Source organism: Duganella levis, from assembly GCF_009857605.1.
Classification (GTDB): Bacteria; Pseudomonadota; Gammaproteobacteria; order Burkholderiales; family Burkholderiaceae_D; genus Rugamonas; species Rugamonas levis.
On sequence record NZ_WWCT01000004.1, the window covers coordinates 241,999 to 257,923 of the forward strand.

Genomic DNA, 15,925 nt, shown 5'->3' on the forward strand with positions numbered 1-15,925 from the left:
CTAGGCCCGGCCGGGCAAAAAAATATGGCATGTAGTACGACTACGGAGAGCAATCAATGAAGCAATTTACCGCGCTGCTGCTGGCCTTGCCTGCGCTGACCGCCCCCCACCTCGCCCAGGCCGCCGACGCTGCCGCCAGCGCCAACTACCCGACCTGGGACGGCAAACAGGAAACCGTGCGCTACGCCACGCCGGACGCCGGCGCCGCGCTGCGCAGCTACACCCAATCGACCACCATGAAGGTGCGCGAAGGCGGCCAGCAGCAAATCAGCTACGCCGAAAGCGCCGCGCTGCCGACAGTCCGCAGCGGCAACCTCGCCTTCGACGCCCTGTTCGCGCTGGCCGGCGCTGAGATGAAGCTGGACTCCGTCAGCGAAATCCGCGACGGCAGCTACAACGGCGGCAACGCCATCCCGTGCGACTGCTTTGAAACCGGCGAGTTGTGGCACTACGTGTGGACGCGCGACCTGTCCTACGCCGCCTCGCTGGGCCTCGGCATGCTCGACCCGCAACGCACCCGCAATTCGCTGGCCTTCAAGCTGGCCGGCTACCGCGACGGCGTCATCGCTGGCGCACACGCCGTCGGCGACGGCTACCAGATCGTGCAGGACACCGGCAGCGGCGGCAGCTGGCCGGTCAGCACCGACCGCGTCAGCTGGGCCTTCGGCGCCGACGAAGCCTTGAAAGCCCTGCCGCCGGCCGAACGCCAGGTCTTCGCGCAACAAGCCCTGCACGCCTTGCGCAACACGCTGGACAACGACCGCATCGCCATCTGGGACGCCGCCGACGGCTTGTACAACGGCGAAGAATCCTTCCTCGACTGGCGCGAGCAAAGCTATGCCGCGTGGCTGCCGAACGAGCTGTCGTACATGGCCACCGCCAAGGCGCTGTCCACCAACGCCGCCCACTACAAGGCGCTGACGCTGGCCGCGCAACTGGCCAGGGAACAAGGCGACGCCGCCACTGCCGCGCGCTACAGCGGCTGGGCCGCCGCGCTGAAGACCGCCATCAACCAGCGCTTCTGGCAAGCCGACAGCGGCATGTACAGCAGCGTCACCGCCGGCCATTTCGACGGCGCGGCGCTGTACAAATACGACTGGCTGGGACAATCGCTGGCCATCGTCACCGGCATCGCCGACCAGCAGCAGGCCGCCAGCATTCTCGCCCATTATCCGCATGGACCACTGGGTGCGCCAGTGATCTGGCCGCAGCAGGCCAATACCGCCGTTTATCACAACCGCGCCATGTGGCCGTTCGTCACCGCGTATGGTCTGAAGGCGGCGGCCATCGGCGGCAACGTCGCCGTGGCCGATGCGGCCTACGCCACCTTGATGCGCGGCGCCGCCACCAACCTGTCCAACATGGAGAACCTGGAATGGCTGTCCGGCCAGCCGATGCTGGACGACGGCAAGCTGAGTGGCCCGGTGGTCAATTCGCGCCGCCAGCTGTGGTCAGTGGGTGGCTACCTGGGCATGGTGGTAGGCAGCGTGTTTGGCGTGCAGACCACCAATGACGGCATCGCCTTGCGGCCGTTCATCACGGCGCGGCTGCGGCGCGAGACGTTTGCCGGCAGCGATGCGATCACATTGAATCAACTGACGCTGCGCGGCAAGCGCATCGCCGTGCGCGTGCAACTACCGGCCGCCGCGCCGGGCGACGGCTACTACGCGGTCGCCGGCATCACGCTGAACGGCAAGCCTGCCGGCGACGCGCTGGCATGGGATGCGCTGGGCGATGACAACAGCGTCGAGATCCGGCTCGGCAAACTGCTGCCAGGCCAGCAGGCCAAGCGTAGCGTCACCGCCAAGCCACTGGTGCTAGACAGCGCCGTCTACGCGCCGGCCGAACCGCGCATCGCCAAACTGGAACACGGCGCCTACGGTTTTCCGACGCTGCACATCGACGGCGGTGCGGCGGGCGCAGGCGACGCCATCGTCTACAACATCTACCGCAATGGCCAACTGGTCGGCCCGCGCATCAGCGCCGGCACGTGGTCCGACCGCCACGCCGGCAAGGAAGGCAATGCCTGCTACGCGGTGGAAGCCGAGTACACGCGTTCCGGCAACCGCAGCCACCACAGCATGCCCGCCTGCCTGAACCACGGCCAGGAAATCGCCATCTCCCGCGCCGGCTGGGGCGCGCCGTCGGACACCTTTGCGCAAGCCTTCAAAGTAGACAGCGCAGGCGGCTACGCGGTGCAAATCAAATACCGCAACACCGCCCACCAGATCAACCTGGGCATCAGCGGCGGCGTCAAATGGGCCTCGCTGAAAGACAGCAGCGGCGCCATCGTTGCCAGCGGCGTGGTCCAGCTGCCGCACTCGCCGGCCAGCGAAGGCGCCAAATACTCGACGCCACTGCGCGCCGCGTTAAAGCCCGGCAGCTATACGCTGCAACTGGAAGACTTTTACAATATGAGCTACATGAAGAACAACGCCACCTACAGCGATGCAGGTGGCGTCCGGGGACCATCCAACAAGTTCGACATCGATGGCGTGCGCATCATGCCGGCTGCGCGGATCAAGAAGTAAGCGCTGCCGCAACCTGCTGCTGGCCGCCCGCCAGCAGCAGTTCCACCTCATCAGCCGACACCGCCGCGCTGATGCAGAAACCAAACGCCTCATCGCACGCCATCTGCTGCAACTGCGCCAGCTGGTCGGCAGTCTCCACGCCCGCCGCAATCACCTGCATATCCAGCGTATGCGCCATCTCGATAATCGCCCGCACCATCGCCCCGCCGCGCGCCAGATCATCGACGAACGACTTATCGATCTTCACAATATCCACCGTAAAGCGCCGCAGATAATTCAGCGAAGCATAGCCGGTGCCGAAATCGCTGATCGCAATCCGCATACCCAACTGCTTGAACTGCTGCAGGATCTCCTCCGCGTTCTGGTTTTTATCGATCAGCATCGCCTCGGTGATTTCCAGCTCGATGCAGCGGCCCGGCACACCAGCCTTCTCCAGTATCGCAGCAAAACTCGGCACGATATCCTTGTGGAAGAACTGACGCGGCGACAGATGCACCGCCACCGTCAAGGACATGCCCTGTTCCAGCCAGCGGCGCGCCTGCTCGGCCGCCGTCGCCATCACCCACGCCCCCACCGGCATGATCAGCGCGCTCTGCTCCAGCACCGGCAGGAAATCCAGCGGCATCACCACGCCCAGTTCCGGATGTTTCCAGCGCAGCAGCGCCTTCACCCCAGTGATCTGCTGCCGCTTCAGATCCAGCTTGGGCTGATAGGTAAGAATAAACTCATCGTGCTCCAGCGCGTGGCGCAGCGCCGTCTCCAGGATCAGCCGCGAATACGCCTTGGCCTGCATGCTGGGCAGGAAGCGCAGGCTGGCGCCCTTGCCGCGCTGCTTGGCCGCATACATCGCCAGATCCGCCTTTTCAATGAGCGTCTCGATATCGTCATCGTCATCCGGATACACCGCCACGCCGATGCTGGCTGCGACATCCAGCAGATCGCCATTGACCACGAACGGCTCGGCGATGGTCTTCATGATCTTCTCCGCCACCTGCTGCGCATCGGCGCCTTTGTGCAGTTCCGTCAGCAGCACGATGAACTCATCCCCGCCCTGGCGCGCCACCGTATCGACCTCGCGCACGCACTGGCGCAGGCGCTGGGCAAACTGCACCAGCACCTGGTCGCCGGCGTCATGGCCCAGCGTATCGTTAATGGTTTTAAAGCGGTCGATATCGACAAACAGCACCGCCAGCAAACTGTCATGGCGGCGCGCATAGGCCACGCCATGTTCCAGCTGCATCTGGAACTGCAAGCGGTTGGGCAGGCCGGTCAGGCTGTCGTGATGGGCGATGAAATCCAGCCGCATTTCATTGTCGCGCTGCGCCACCAGCGCCGCCTGCAATTGCGCGCAGCGCGCACGCAGGCCGCGCGCCTGCCATTGACCGGCCAACAGCGCCAGCAAACATGGCGCAACGCCAGCCGCTACCAGCCATATGCTGTTCATGCTGTCCCTCTTCGTCGGGTGCAGTGCAGAAGAGGGAATGATAGTGGATCGGGCCGCGCCAGATGGGCCGTTCAGCCGCCCGCTTGAGGCACGTCAAACGGCCTGTGGCAATTTTCAGCCAGCCAGCTGCAAGGTGCGGCGGCGCGACAATGGCAAAGCGACCGCCGGCCCGTGCAGCTTGAAGATGCTGACCGCTTCCGACAAACTGGCCGCCTGCTGCTCCAGCGACTCGGCGGCGGCGGCGGCCTCCTCCACCAGCGCCGCGTTCTGCTGCGTCACGCTGTCCATCTGGTTGATGGCGATGCTGATCTGCTCGATGCCGTCGCGCTGCTCGCCGCTGGCCACCGAAATATCGCCGATGATGGCGGTGACACGCTGCACGCTGGCCTCCACTTCGCTCATCGTGTCGCCGGCCTGACCGACCAGCCGGCTGCCCGCCTCCACCCTGCCGACCGAGGTGCCGATCAATTCCTTGATCTCGCGCGCAGCCGCTGCCGAGCGCTGCGCCAGCGTCCGCACTTCCGACGCCACCACCGCAAAGCCGCGCCCCTGTTCACCGGCGCGCGCGGCCTCTACCGCCGCGTTCAGCGCCAGGATATTGGTCTGGAATGCGATGCCATCGATTACGCCGATGATGTCGGCAATCTGGCGCGAACTGTCGTTGATCTCGCCCATGGTGCGCACCATCTGCGCCACCGCGTCGCCGCCACGCGCCGCCACGTGACGGGCATTGTCGGCCAGGCGGCAGGCCTCGGCCGCATTCTCGTTGTTCTGCTTGACAGTGGCGGTCAGTTCCACCATGGCCGCAGCCGTCTCCTCCAGCGAACTGGCCTGCTCCTCGGTGCGGCTCGACAGATCCAGATTGCCGGCCGCAATCTCGGTCGAGGCGACGTGGATGGTCTCCGTGCCATGGCGCACCTGGCCGACGATATGGCTCAGGTTATGCTGCATCGTTTTCAGCGCGCCCAGCAGGTCGCCGATCTCATCCTTGCTGTCGACCGTCACCTCGCTGCGCAGATCGCCGGCGGCCACCGTTTGCGCCATGCTGACCGCAGCGTCCAGCGGCCTGGTGATGCTGCGGATCAGCGAGGTCACCGTCAGCACGCCCACCACCACCGTTACCAGCAGCGTGACGCCCATGGTGATCAGCGTCTGACGGTAGGCGGCGCTGCTTTCCTCTGCGATCGCGGCGATCAGCCGTCCCGACTCCTTGCCAATGAAGGCAACGATGTCATCGATTTTCTTGGTCGGTTCGCGGTCCATGCCCTTGACCAGGTTGTCCACCACGTGCGCGCTGTCGGGATTGGCTGAGTCGTATTTCTTCAGCGCCTCCATATAGCGCGCCACCAGCTCGTTCTGGGTTTGAATCGCTTCATCGACCAGCGTGGTTTTCAAGTCCAGCTTGCCCAGCAGACCATCGAGCTTTTGCAGCTCGCCGCGTGTGGTCTCGCCGCCCTTGACGAAGGCCTTGCTGTATTTGTCGAGTTGGGCGGGATCGTTGCCGCGTACCAGGATGTTCTTCCATTCCTGCACCTGGATTTTGAATTCCACCTGCGCGCTGCGCGCGGTGTCGATGGCCTGGCTGAGCGCCACCGAACGCGCCAGCGCTTCCGCGCTGCGCGTGTTACTGCTCTCCAATGCGCGCCAGCCGGCCAGCGCGACAATCGCCAGCGCCAGAAAGAAGAACGCCCCCAACAGGCCCAAGCGCACACCGATCTTCAGATTGGCGAGTTTCATGACTACCCCTTTTCAAGAATTCAATTCAGACAAGCTTGCTGTGCTTAATTGGTTCCGTTGTTTGGGGAACGGGCAATATTCAATGCCCGAAGTACATCTTGCTATATCGCGCTGAAAAAATCTATCAAATCTCCACGCTACGATAGCGCGAGTCGGTAAATGTTGGTAGGACGATTATCGGGTGGCAGCGGTTTGTGTTCAATAAACGTCAGGCCCAGCTTGGCCAGCAGATTGATCGACACCATGTTGTTCGGATTGGTGATGCCCATCAGGCGCTTCATGCCGAGCACATCGCGCGCATACGCCACCACCGCCGATGCCGCCTCATAGGTATAGCCCTGGCCGAAATACGCCGGACGGATGGCGTAGCCGATATCGACATCAGGCAGGCTGTCGCGCTTGATCAGTCCGCACAAGCCCAGCGCCTGGCCATCGCTCTTGCGTTCCATCACATACAGCGAGTGACCATGGCGCTGCTGCATCGCGCACGGCCCGTCGATGATGGCAATGCGGGCGCCCTCCACGCTGCGGATACCCTTGTCGCCGATATGCTCGATCCAGCTCGGATCGTTGACCAGCTGATAATAGAACGCCGCGTCGTCGGGCGTAATGGTGCGCAGGCGCAGGCGTTGCGTTTCGAGTATCTTCATGCGTCGGGCCAGTGCGACGGATCCTCCAGCAACTGGTACATGACGTACACATCGACAAAGCCGAGATACTGGTGGCGGTACGCGCGCGGCAAGGTGCCGACAATGGAAAAGCCCAGCTTCTTCCACAGCAGCACGGCAGGCATATTCGAGCTGACCACGTAATTGAACTGCATCGCGAGATAGCCTTCGGCGCGGGCGCGCTCCAGGCAATCGGCGCCCAGCAGCTTGCCGACGCCGACGCCCTGCGCCGCCGGGCTGACCATGAACGAGGCATTCGCCACATGGGCGCCGCGGTCGCGCTGGTTGGGCATCAAACGGTACATGCCGACCAGCCGTTCGCCGTTATGGATGGCCACATAACTGTCGATGCCGGAACCGAACCAGTAAGCGTGGCAATCCTCGCGGCTGGTATCGGCGGCAAAATAATAGGTGTCGCCGCTGGCGATCAGTTCCTGAAATATGTCCCACATGGCGCCGAAGTCGGCTTCCGTGGCGGGGCGGATGGCGATTTCTTTCAAGGCAACTCCAAGCGCATTAAACAGTGTTCAATTGTCATGGATTTCCGCGCCCAAGTCCAGCACGCATGCTAGCGGTTCAGACGGAAATTCACGCTATCCGGCCGGTCCGGCAAGCTCAGCCGCGCATGGGCGCGTGGCGACTCTGCAATAATTTTTCCTCGCCGCATCACCATGCGGCGGGCGGCGCGCAGGCGGATCGCCTCGACCGGATCGGCCGCGTCCAGCAGCACCAGATCGGCGTGACAGCCGGGCGCCACGCCATAACCTTGCAAGCCGAGGATGGCGGCCGGCGTGCTGGTCACGGCGCGGAAGCAATCGCGCATCGCCTCCTGGCCCGTCATCTGCGCCACGTGCAGGCCCATCTGCGCCACCTCCAGCATATCGGCCGAGCCCAGGCTGTACCACGGGTCCATCACGCAATCGTGGCCGAAAGCGACCGGGATGCCGGCCGCCAGCATCTCCGGCACGCGCGTCATGCCGCGCCGCTTCGGATAGGTATCGTGGCGGCCCTGCAGCGTGATATTGATCAGCGGATTGGCGATGGCGTTGACGCCGGCCTCGCGCATCAGCGGCAGCAGCTTGCTGACGTAGTAATTGTCCATCGAATGCATCGAGGTCAGGTGCGAGCCGGTGACGCGGCCGTGCAGTCCGAGGCGGTTGCTCTGATAGGCCAGCGTCTCGATATGGCGCGACATCGGATCGTCCGACTCATCGCAATGCATGTCCACCATCAAGCCCTGGTCGGCGGCGTATTCGCACAGGATGCGCACCGACTCGGCGCCATCGGCCATAGTACGCTCGAAATGCGGAATCCCGCCCACCACATCCACGCCCATGCCGATCGCGCGCTTCAGGTTGATCAGCGCATTCGGCGCGCGCAGCACGCCGTCCTGCGGAAACGCCACCAGCTGCAAATCCAGATACGGCGCCACGCGGCGCTTGACCTCCAGCAGCGCTTCCACCGCCAGCAGGCGGTCGTCGCAGATATCGACGTGGGAACGGATCGCCAGCAGGCCGCGCGCCACCGCCCAGTCGCAGTATTGCAGCGCGCGCTCGATCAGCGCCTGCTGGGTCAGGTGCGGCTTCAGCTCGCCCCACAGCGCGATGCCTTCCAGCAGCGTGCCGGACGCATTCACGCGCGGCAAACCGTAGCTGAGCGTGGCGTCCATGTGAAAGTGCGCGTCCACAAACGGCGCGCTCAGCAGATCGCCGTCGGCATCAATCTCCCGTCCCGTCTGCACTGCCAGACGCGGTCCGACCGCGACAATGCGGCCCTGCTCGATAGCCACATCCACACCCTGCTGGCCATCGGCCAGATTGGCGTTGCGTATCACGACATCCATCTGCGCTCCCGTTGATTTGAAGTAAGACCATTGTAGGCAGTTTCAACAAAATACACCAATTGTTGCGCCGCATTAATCGTTATAACGTTTCTGCGTGCACATGGTGGAAAAAATAACTTTCCATCGCCAAAAATCGTCGCTAGAATGGGCTTATTGCGTTGCATCATAATTTCAGGAGAAACCATGTCTTCGATCACCGAACAGTTTTCCGCAGCCACGAAATCGCAACTAGAAGCGCAATTCCAGATCTTCAACACCATCGCCAGCGCGGCGGTCGAGAGCGCAGAAAAAGTCATCGCGCTCAACATCAACGCCACCAAAGCTTCGGTAGAAAAATCCTCGGCCGCCGCCAAGCAATGGCTGGCCGTCAAAGACCCGAAAGAACTCTTCACCCTGAGCGCGCAGCCGACGGGCAGCTTCGACAGCCTGCTGGCCTATGGCCGCGAACTGGCCAGCATCGCCTCCGCCGCCCAGGCCGAGCTGATCAAAAGCGCCCAGAGCAGCTTCAAGCAAGTGAGCGAACTGGCTGCGGCCAAGCCGACGGTGCCGGCGCCATTCACGCCCGCCACACCCGCCACGCCGCCGGCGCTGGCCGCAGCGGTGAGCGCGGCCGTCATCGCCGCCAACGAACCCATCGCCGCCCCGCCGAAGCCGCCGAAAGCCAAACCAGCGGCCGCGCCGATCCCGGAGCAGCAAGAGTTCATCGAAGTCAAAGCCCAGGTCAAGCCAAGCTTCCCGGCGCCGCCGCCAAAACCAATCGCCCTGGCGCCGGAAACCAAGCCTGCCAAATCCGCCCCCAAAGCCAAAAAATAAACTCCGGGGTCAGGTCCGGCACCTGGACACGAGCACAACCGTATCGAAGACTATGGTTGTGTTCGTGTCCGAATGCCGGACCTGACCCCGGATTTTTTGTGCATGCTGTATCCTAGCGGCCTACCCCGCTTTCCAAGGCAACATGCATGTCTAAACTCTCCCGGCTGATCGGCGGTTTTGTCCGCCAGCACAGCCGCGCCTATATTGTGTCCGGCATCATGCTGGCCGGCGTCGCTACCCTCAGCGTCTGGGTGCCGCGCAAGGTCGGCGCCATGATCGACGGCCTGGCCAACCATACCCTGTCCGGCAACGCGCTGCTGATGGAAATCGGCTCACTGCTGCTGATCGGCCTGAGCATCTATTTCCTGCGCGTGGCCTGGCGCCAGATCCTGTACGGTGCCGCCTACCAGCTCGGCGTCTCGCTGCGCACCCGCCTCTACACCCGCATGACGCTGCAAGGCCCGGCCTTCTACCAGCGCCAGCGCACCGGCGACCTGATGGCGCTGGCCACCAACGATATCGACGCCATCGAAATGGCCGCCGGCGAAGCCATGCTGGCCGGCTTCGACGGCGCCCTGACGCTGGTGATGGTGCTGGGCGTGATGCTGCTCGGCGTCGACTGGCGTCTGGCCTGCATCGCGCTGTTGCCGTTCCCGTTGATGGGATGGGCGTTCTGGTACATCTCCGGCCATATCCACACAGCTTCCACCGATTCGCTCAAGCGTTTCAGCGCGCTCAATGACCATGTGCAGGAAACCCTGTCCGGCGTGCGCACCTTGCGCGCGCTCGGCCTGGAACAACGCAGCGCCGACCAGTTTTCCGAACTGGCCTCAAAGGCCTCGGACGCCAGCCTGCGCGCGCAAGTCTGGGAAGCCGCCTACGAACCCGCTGTCGGCCTGACGCTGACCGCCGCCACCGGCCTGACCTTGGGCCTCGGCGGTTATCTGATCTGGCACAACCAGCTGACCATCGGCGCGCTGACCAGCTTCACCATGTACCTCGGCCAGTTGATCTGGCCGATGTTCGCCGCCGGCTGGGTGCTGTCGCTGATCGAGCGTGGTCGCGCCGCCTGGCAGCGCCTGCAACCGATGCTCGATGCGCCGCTGGCGATCGACGATCACGGCACGCTGGCTGCGGTGCCGGCCGGCCCGCTGTCGCTGCGCGGCATCAGCTACGCCTACACCGGCCAGACCGTGCAAGCCATCAGCGACATCACGCTGGAACTGAAGCCCGGCCAGACGCTCGGCCTGGTCGGCCCCACCGGCAGCGGCAAGTCGACGCTGCTGCGGGTGCTGCTGCGCCAGGTCACGCCGCAACACGGCAGCGCGCAATGGAGCGGCCACGCGCTCGACGCCTACACGCTGCAAGCGCTGCGCGCCGCCATCAGCTGGGTGCCGCAGGAGTCCTTCCTGTTCTCCGCTTCGATTGCCGACAACATCGCGCTGGCCCGCCCGGACGCCACGCGCGCGCAGATCGAACACGCCGCCGACCTGGCGGCCATCCATGACGATATCCTGCTGTTCGCCGACGGCTACGACACGCAGGTCGGCGAGAAAGGCATCACGCTGTCCGGCGGCCAGCGCCAGCGCGTCGCCATCGCCCGCGCGCTGTTGGCCGACAACGATCTGCTGCTGCTCGACGATGCGCTGTCCGCCGTCGATACCGGCACCGAGACCCGCATCCTCCAGCATCTGGAAGAACTGCGCGAAGCCCGCAAGGGCCGCAGCGCCATCATCGCCAGCCACCGTCTGAGCTCCGTGGTCAGCGCCGACCTGATTGTGGTGCTGCGCGATGGCCGCATCAGCGAAACCGGCAGCCACGAACAGCTACTCGCACTGGATGGCTGGTACGCCAGCCAGTGGCGCTATCAACAATTGGAAGCAAGTCTTGATGAAGCCTGATATACAAAATCCACGCGGCCAGCTGCGGCAAGCGCTGTCCCTGCTGCGCCGCGCCGCCCTGCCCGACCAGCACCATCTCGGCTGGGCCGTATTGTGGCTGGTCGCCGCCGCGCTGCTGGAAGTCATGGGCCCCATCATGGGCAAGGCGCTGATCGACGAACATCTGCTGCCGCATCACTTGGACTGGCCGCGCATGGCGGCGCTGCTGGCCGGCGTGGTGCTGACCGGCTGGATCGCCAGCGGCCTGCGCTACCTGCAACTGGTGCGCCTGTCCGGCCTCGCCATGCGCTCGGTGATGCGGCTGCGGCAGATGGTCTACACCCACGTGCTGCTGCTGCCGATGTCGTTCTTCGACCGCGCCATCACCGGCCAGTTGGTGTCGCGCGTCACCAACGACACGGAGGCTGTAAAGAGTCTCTATATCCAGGTGCTGTTCGTGATGCTCGACTCGACCATCGTCCTGATCGGCACCGTCTGCGCCATGGCCTTCCTCGACTGGCGCCTGATGCTGATCGTGCTGGCGCTGCTGCCGGCGGTGCTGCTGATCGTCTGGCTGTACCAGCGCTGGAGCGCGCCGGCGGTGACCCGCGCCCGCGCGCTGCGCAGCGAAATCAATGGCCAGATGGCCGAGTCCATCGGCGGCATGAGCGTGCTCCAGGCCAGCAACGCCGAGGCGCGCTTCGGCCAGCGCTTCGCCAAAACCAACCAGGATCACTACACCGCGCGCCTGGCCGAACTGCGCGCCAACGCCTGGCTACTGCGGCCCGCGCTGGATATGTTCAACATCATCCTGCTGGGCGCCGTGATCTTCATGTTCGGCCAGCGCCAAATGACCGCCACCGAAGTCGGCATCTTGTACGCCTTCATCAGCTACCTGGCGCGCGTGATCGAACCACTGATCCAGATCACCATGCAGTTCAGCCAATTGCAGCAATCGGTAGTGGCCAGCGCGCGCGTGGCGACGCTGCTGGAAGAAGGCGCTGCGCAGGAGCACGCGAGCAACCGCGCCAGCACCGGCAAGGCCGCCGCCAACGACAGCAGTGCGCCGGCCGTCTCAATCAGCCATCTGAACTTCGCCTACAACCCCGGCCAGCCGGTGCTGCACGACCTGTCGCTGGAGATCCCACAGGGCGATTTCGTCGGCATCGTCGGCCACACCGGCAGCGGCAAATCGACCTTACTGTCGCTGCTGCTGCGCTTCTACCCGGCGCCGCACGGCAGTATCCTGATGCACGGCGTGCCGCTGGACGATATCGACAATGAACGCTTCCGCGCCGAAGTCGGCTTGGTGCCGCAAGACCCCTTCCTGCTGGCCGCCTCCGCCCGCGAAAACATCGACATGGGCCGCAGCCTGACGCAGCCGCAGATCGAAGCGGCCGCCCGCGCCGCCCACGCGCATGACTTCATTGCGGCGCTGGACCAGGGCTACGACACGCCGCTGGGTGAAGGCGGCTCGCGCCTGTCGGTCGGCCAGAAGCAGCTGATCGCCATCGCCCGCGCGCTGGCCGGCGCGCCGCGCATCCTGCTGCTGGACGAAGCCACCTCGCACATCGATTCGCAAACGGAGCAGATCGTGCAAGTGGCGCTGGATGAACTGCGCGGCAAGGTGACGGTGATCGCCATCGCCCACCGCCTGTCCACCATCCGCGACGCCAACCGCATCATCGTGCTCAATCACGGCCGCATCACGGAAACCGGCCCGCACGAGCAGCTGATGCAGATCGACGGCGGCTTGTATCAACGTCTATACCTTTTGCAGCAACTAGCTGCTTAATGTAGTTGAAAAGCCATTAAAAACTGTGCGATTTTGAGGAAAAATCGCACGCTCAAGGGCGTTCTCGACTGCAACACGCCTATAATTGTCTAGACATTGCGTTGCATTCTGGGGGCGTCAAGTTGGCTGGATCAAGAAACGGTGGATGGTGGCACAGCAAGCGGCTGGCCGTGGCGGCAGCCATGGCGTTGACGCTGGCGCCGGCGTGGGCGCAAACTCCGGCCACGCTGGACGACCGCATCCTCGACATCCGCGAACAAAGTCGTTTCGTGCCCGACAAGGCGCTGGCGCAGCTGCAAAAGCTGCAACCGGAACTGCGCGACGCACCGCCCCACACGCGCGCCGAATTCCTCACCCAGATGAGCGCCGTGCGCATGCGCCTGGGCCAGAACGACAAGGCCATGGAAACGGCCGAACAAGTCATCACTCTCGGCCAGTCGCTGCGCGACAACGCCATCATCGCCAAGGGTATGCTGGCCAAAACCTATGTGCTGTTTGCGCAGGCCGACGTCGACGCCGCGCACCGCCTGGCGTTCGATTCCGAGGCGCTGGCGCTGACCACCAGCGACATCGGACTCAAGGTCCAATCCACCATCACCGCCGGACAATCCTACGCCGAACAGGGCAACTTCCCGGCCGCGCTGCTCAAGCTTCAGCATGCGGTGGACCAGGCGCGCCCGCCGGCCGGTGACGCCATCAGCCTGGTGGCGGCGCTCAACGCGTTGGCCAAGCTGCATGTGCAGATGAAGGAATACGAGAACGCCACCGAAGTGCTGAACGAGCTGCTGGCGGAAACCGAAAAACTCGACTCGCCCGGCCGCATGGCGATGGCCAAGAACACCGAGTACGGCCTGGCCATGGATTCCGGCCAGCCCAAGCGCGCCTTGCGCGTGCTGGAGGAAAGCCTGGCGCTGGAACGCAAGCTGGGGGCGGAACGCATGGTTGGCGTCACACTGGTCAACCTGTCGGACAACTCGTTGAAGCAGCGCGACTTCGCGCGCGCCGCGCAGTATGCGCAAGAGTCGCTGCTGTCGGCGCAAAAGACCGGCGACAAGACCACCGAAGCGACGGCGCGCATCAACCTGGGCCAGACCTATCTGGGCACCGGGCGGCTGGCCGAAGGCAAGCGGCAGTTCGAGCTTGGCCTGTCACGTCTAGAACAAGAGAACAACAAGCCCGATCTGCAAGCGGCGCTGCGCGAATATGGCGAAGCGCTGGAGCGCGCCGGCGACCTGGCCGGCTCGTTGTCCGCCTATCACCGCGAACGCAATATCTCCAATGAGCTGTTTGAAAAGCGCCGCCAGCAGGCCATGCTGGAGCTACAGGAAAAATACGAGACCGAGAAGAAGCAGCGTCAGATCGAACTACTGAGCCGCGAGAACCAGGTCAAGGGCGCGGAGATCGACAACCGCCGCCTGCAACAGCGCGTGTGGTGGCTGCTGGCGTTGGTGTTTGCGCTGGCGGCGGCGGTGGTCGGCCTGTTGTACCGCAAGGTGCGGCACACCAACGCCCAGCTGGAGGTGAAGAACCTGGAGCTGAAGGCGCAGTCCACGCTCGATCCACTGACGTCGCTGTACAACCGCCGCCACTTCCAGGACTACATGCGCGGCCTGAAAATACAGGAGCGCTCCGACGACGTGGTCGGCGCGCTGTTCCTGCTGGACGTCGACCACTTCAAGCATATCAACGACAACTACGGCCACGCGGCCGGCGATGCGGTGCTGAAGATGATTTCCGAGAACCTGCGCATCGCGCTGCGCGAAACCGACATGATCGTGCGCTGGGGCGGCGAAGAATTCCTCGCCTTCCTGCCGGCGATACCGCGCCACGGCATGGAAGAAGTGGCGCGCCGCATCCTCACCAGCATCTCATCGCAGTCGCTCAAATACGGCGAGCATGAGATCAGCGTGAATGTGTCGGTGGGCTTCTCGCCGTTCCCGCTGATCCCGGACGGCGTGCCGCTGGCATGGGAACGCGCGGTCAACCTGGTCGACATGGCGCTGTACCTGGCCAAGGCGCATGGCCGCAACCGCGCCTACGGCGTGCGCGGCTTCGAGAACTTCCATCTGACGTCGATGGAAGCCATTGAGCGCGATCTGGAACGTGCCTGGCGCGCCGGCTTCGTCGACCTGAGCGTGGTGCTGGGCGGCGATCCGGACACGCATCCGCCTACCCCGAACGAGCACCTCAACGTGGTCTCGATCAAGCAGGCGACGCATAAGCACTGATTACTTCTTGGCCTCGCGCTCGTCGGCGGCGGTCTGCATCTTCTCGCCGGCCCGTTCCAGCTTGCGGCCGGCTTCCTTGGTGGCTTCGTTCAGCTTCTCGCTGGCCTTGTCGGCTGCCTTGTCGAGTTTCTGGCTGGTGTCCTTGGCGGCGTCGCTCAGTTGCTGATTGGCCTGCTGCGCAGCGTTGTCCAGCTTCTGGCCGGCCTGCTGCGTGGCTTCATCCAGCTTGCGGCCGGCGCGTTCGGCCGGACCGGCTTCGCTCGGATCATCCTTCTTCTGGCAGCCGCCCAGCAGCGCCAGCGCCGTCAACGTCACCGCTACGTAACGAATCATCATGATTGTCTCCTGAAAGAATGAATTCTTGCCAAGAGCATACAACGCCCCGCGCCGGCGCAGCGCACGCCATAACCGGGTGGCTATTCGACGATTTTCTTCGGTGGTGGCGGTGGCGTGAAGACCACGTTTTCCGATTCCGGCCCGCCGTCCAGCATGTCGGACTTTTCCAGCCAGTTGCGCAGCTTTTCCATGCGGCGGATCAGGATGCCCTTGCTGCTGATGTAGCCCACCTGCTCGAAATTCTCCGGCTTGCTCACCATCTTGGACACGGTCGGCAGATTCTCCGCCAGCCGCTCAAACGCCTTGCGCGCTTTTTGTTCCCATTTGACCAGGTTGGGCTCGTTGAAACGGTTGCTTTCGTAATAAATCGTCAAGGTACGGTCATGGTTGCCATAACCGACAATCGCCGCCCCCATCCGCACCGTCTCCAGCACATCGCCCTTGATCGATGCCGTCGGCACAAACAACGCGGCCCGCCCGGTGGCATCCGGTCGTTCCAGCGGCAAATCCTGTCCCATTAATACGGTCATCACGCTTCCTGTTGTTATCGCCACGGAGTTGCCGCTAGGCTATTTTTTAATTCTATATCGCTCTTTTCTCTATTACAAGAAGAATGCGTGTCAGCGTGGCATCGCCGACAACTACCTTAT

The 15,925-nt window shown here is 63.8% G+C and carries 12 protein-coding genes; 5 read left to right on the top strand and 7 right to left on the bottom strand.

Annotated elements, in window-relative coordinates; translation table 11 throughout:
- Window positions 1-56: 56 nt before the first annotated feature.
- The gene (locus tag GTP69_RS07700) at window positions 57-2,531 is read left to right on the top strand and encodes an alpha-L-rhamnosidase-related protein (protein ID WP_161054319.1); all 2,475 of its coding nucleotides are present in this window, start codon (window positions 57-59) and stop codon (window positions 2,529-2,531) included.
- Here GTP69_RS07700 and GTP69_RS07705 read toward each other — a convergent pair.
- The 5 genes from GTP69_RS07705 to GTP69_RS07725 all read right to left on the bottom strand — a co-directional run bounded on the left by GTP69_RS07705 (window position 2,521) and on the right by GTP69_RS07725 (window position 8,223).
- The gene (locus GTP69_RS07705) at window positions 2,521-3,975 is read right to left on the bottom strand and encodes a putative bifunctional diguanylate cyclase/phosphodiesterase (protein ID WP_161054320.1); all 1,455 of its coding nucleotides are present in this window, start codon (window positions 3,973-3,975) and stop codon (window positions 2,521-2,523) included. The genes GTP69_RS07700 and GTP69_RS07705 overlap by 11 nt on opposite strands.
- 114 nt (window positions 3,976-4,089) lie before the next feature.
- Entirely contained in the window at window positions 4,090-5,712 is a 1,623-nt protein-coding gene (locus tag GTP69_RS07710; RefSeq protein ID WP_161054321.1) for a methyl-accepting chemotaxis protein, read from the bottom strand.
- Window positions 5,713-5,849: 137 nt separating this feature from the next.
- Window positions 5,850-6,362 (bottom strand): GNAT family N-acetyltransferase, encoded by a 513-nt coding sequence (locus GTP69_RS07715; RefSeq protein WP_161054322.1) that lies wholly within the window; start codon window positions 6,360-6,362, stop codon window positions 5,850-5,852.
- A complete protein-coding gene (locus GTP69_RS07720) occupies window positions 6,359-6,880 on the bottom strand; it encodes a GNAT family N-acetyltransferase (protein WP_161054323.1) in 522 nt (173 codons plus the stop codon). The genes GTP69_RS07715 and GTP69_RS07720 overlap by 4 nt, the downstream gene beginning before the upstream one ends.
- 68 nt (window positions 6,881-6,948) lie before the next feature.
- On the bottom strand, window positions 6,949-8,223 hold the full coding sequence (locus GTP69_RS07725; protein ID WP_161054324.1) for an amidohydrolase family protein: 1,275 nt from the start codon (window positions 8,221-8,223) through the stop codon (window positions 6,949-6,951).
- Window positions 8,224-8,406: 183 nt separating this feature from the next.
- On the opposite strand from GTP69_RS07725, the gene GTP69_RS07730 reads away from it, so the two are divergent.
- The 4 genes from GTP69_RS07730 (at window position 8,407) to GTP69_RS07745 (ending at window position 14,939) form a co-directional block, all read left to right on the top strand.
- Window positions 8,407-9,036 (top strand): phasin family protein, encoded by a 630-nt coding sequence (locus GTP69_RS07730; RefSeq protein ID WP_161054325.1) that lies wholly within the window; start codon window positions 8,407-8,409, stop codon window positions 9,034-9,036.
- A gap of 146 nt (window positions 9,037-9,182) precedes the next feature.
- On the top strand, window positions 9,183-10,937 hold the full coding sequence (locus GTP69_RS07735) for an ABC transporter transmembrane domain-containing protein (protein ID WP_161054326.1): 1,755 nt from the start codon (window positions 9,183-9,185) through the stop codon (window positions 10,935-10,937).
- Entirely contained in the window at window positions 10,927-12,711 is a 1,785-nt protein-coding gene (locus GTP69_RS07740; RefSeq protein WP_161054327.1) for an ABC transporter ATP-binding protein, read from the top strand. Before GTP69_RS07735 ends, GTP69_RS07740 begins: the two co-directional genes overlap by 11 nt.
- Before the next feature lie 122 nt (window positions 12,712-12,833).
- Complete coding sequence (locus GTP69_RS07745) at window positions 12,834-14,939, top strand: tetratricopeptide repeat-containing diguanylate cyclase (protein WP_308494416.1); 2,106 nt, start codon at window positions 12,834-12,836, stop codon at window positions 14,937-14,939.
- On the opposite strand, the gene GTP69_RS07750 is transcribed toward GTP69_RS07745, so the two are convergent.
- Both GTP69_RS07750 and GTP69_RS07755 read right to left on the bottom strand, forming a co-directional pair.
- Window positions 14,940-15,275: an apolipophorin gene (locus GTP69_RS07750; protein WP_161054328.1), complete on the bottom strand. Its 336-nt coding sequence runs from the start codon at window positions 15,273-15,275 to the stop codon at window positions 14,940-14,942.
- 80 nt (window positions 15,276-15,355) lie between these two features.
- Complete coding sequence (locus GTP69_RS07755) at window positions 15,356-15,805, bottom strand: hypothetical protein (protein ID WP_161054329.1); 450 nt, start codon at window positions 15,803-15,805, stop codon at window positions 15,356-15,358.
- Window positions 15,806-15,925: the final 120 nt, after the last annotated feature.

Coding starts and splice junctions, on each gene's coding strand:
- GTP69_RS07735 (WP_161054326.1), top strand. CDS start 9,183: ATGTCTAAACTCTCCCGGCTGATCGGCGGTTTTGTCCGCCAGCACAGC.
- GTP69_RS07715 (WP_161054322.1), bottom strand. CDS start 6,362: ATGAAGATACTCGAAACGCAACGCCTGCGCCTGCGCACCATTACGCCC.
- GTP69_RS07740 (WP_161054327.1), top strand. CDS start 10,927: ATGAAGCCTGATATACAAAATCCACGCGGCCAGCTGCGGCAAGCGCTG.
- GTP69_RS07750 (WP_161054328.1), bottom strand. CDS start 15,275: ATGATGATTCGTTACGTAGCGGTGACGTTGACGGCGCTGGCGCTGCTG.
- GTP69_RS07730 (WP_161054325.1), top strand. CDS start 8,407: ATGTCTTCGATCACCGAACAGTTTTCCGCAGCCACGAAATCGCAACTA.
- GTP69_RS07705 (WP_161054320.1), bottom strand. CDS start 3,975: ATGAACAGCATATGGCTGGTAGCGGCTGGCGTTGCGCCATGTTTGCTG.
- GTP69_RS07725 (WP_161054324.1), bottom strand. CDS start 8,223: ATGGATGTCGTGATACGCAACGCCAATCTGGCCGATGGCCAGCAGGGT.
- GTP69_RS07710 (WP_161054321.1), bottom strand. CDS start 5,712: ATGAAACTCGCCAATCTGAAGATCGGTGTGCGCTTGGGCCTGTTGGGG.
- GTP69_RS07700 (WP_161054319.1), top strand. CDS start 57: ATGAAGCAATTTACCGCGCTGCTGCTGGCCTTGCCTGCGCTGACCGCC.
- GTP69_RS07755 (WP_161054329.1), bottom strand. CDS start 15,805: ATGACCGTATTAATGGGACAGGATTTGCCGCTGGAACGACCGGATGCC.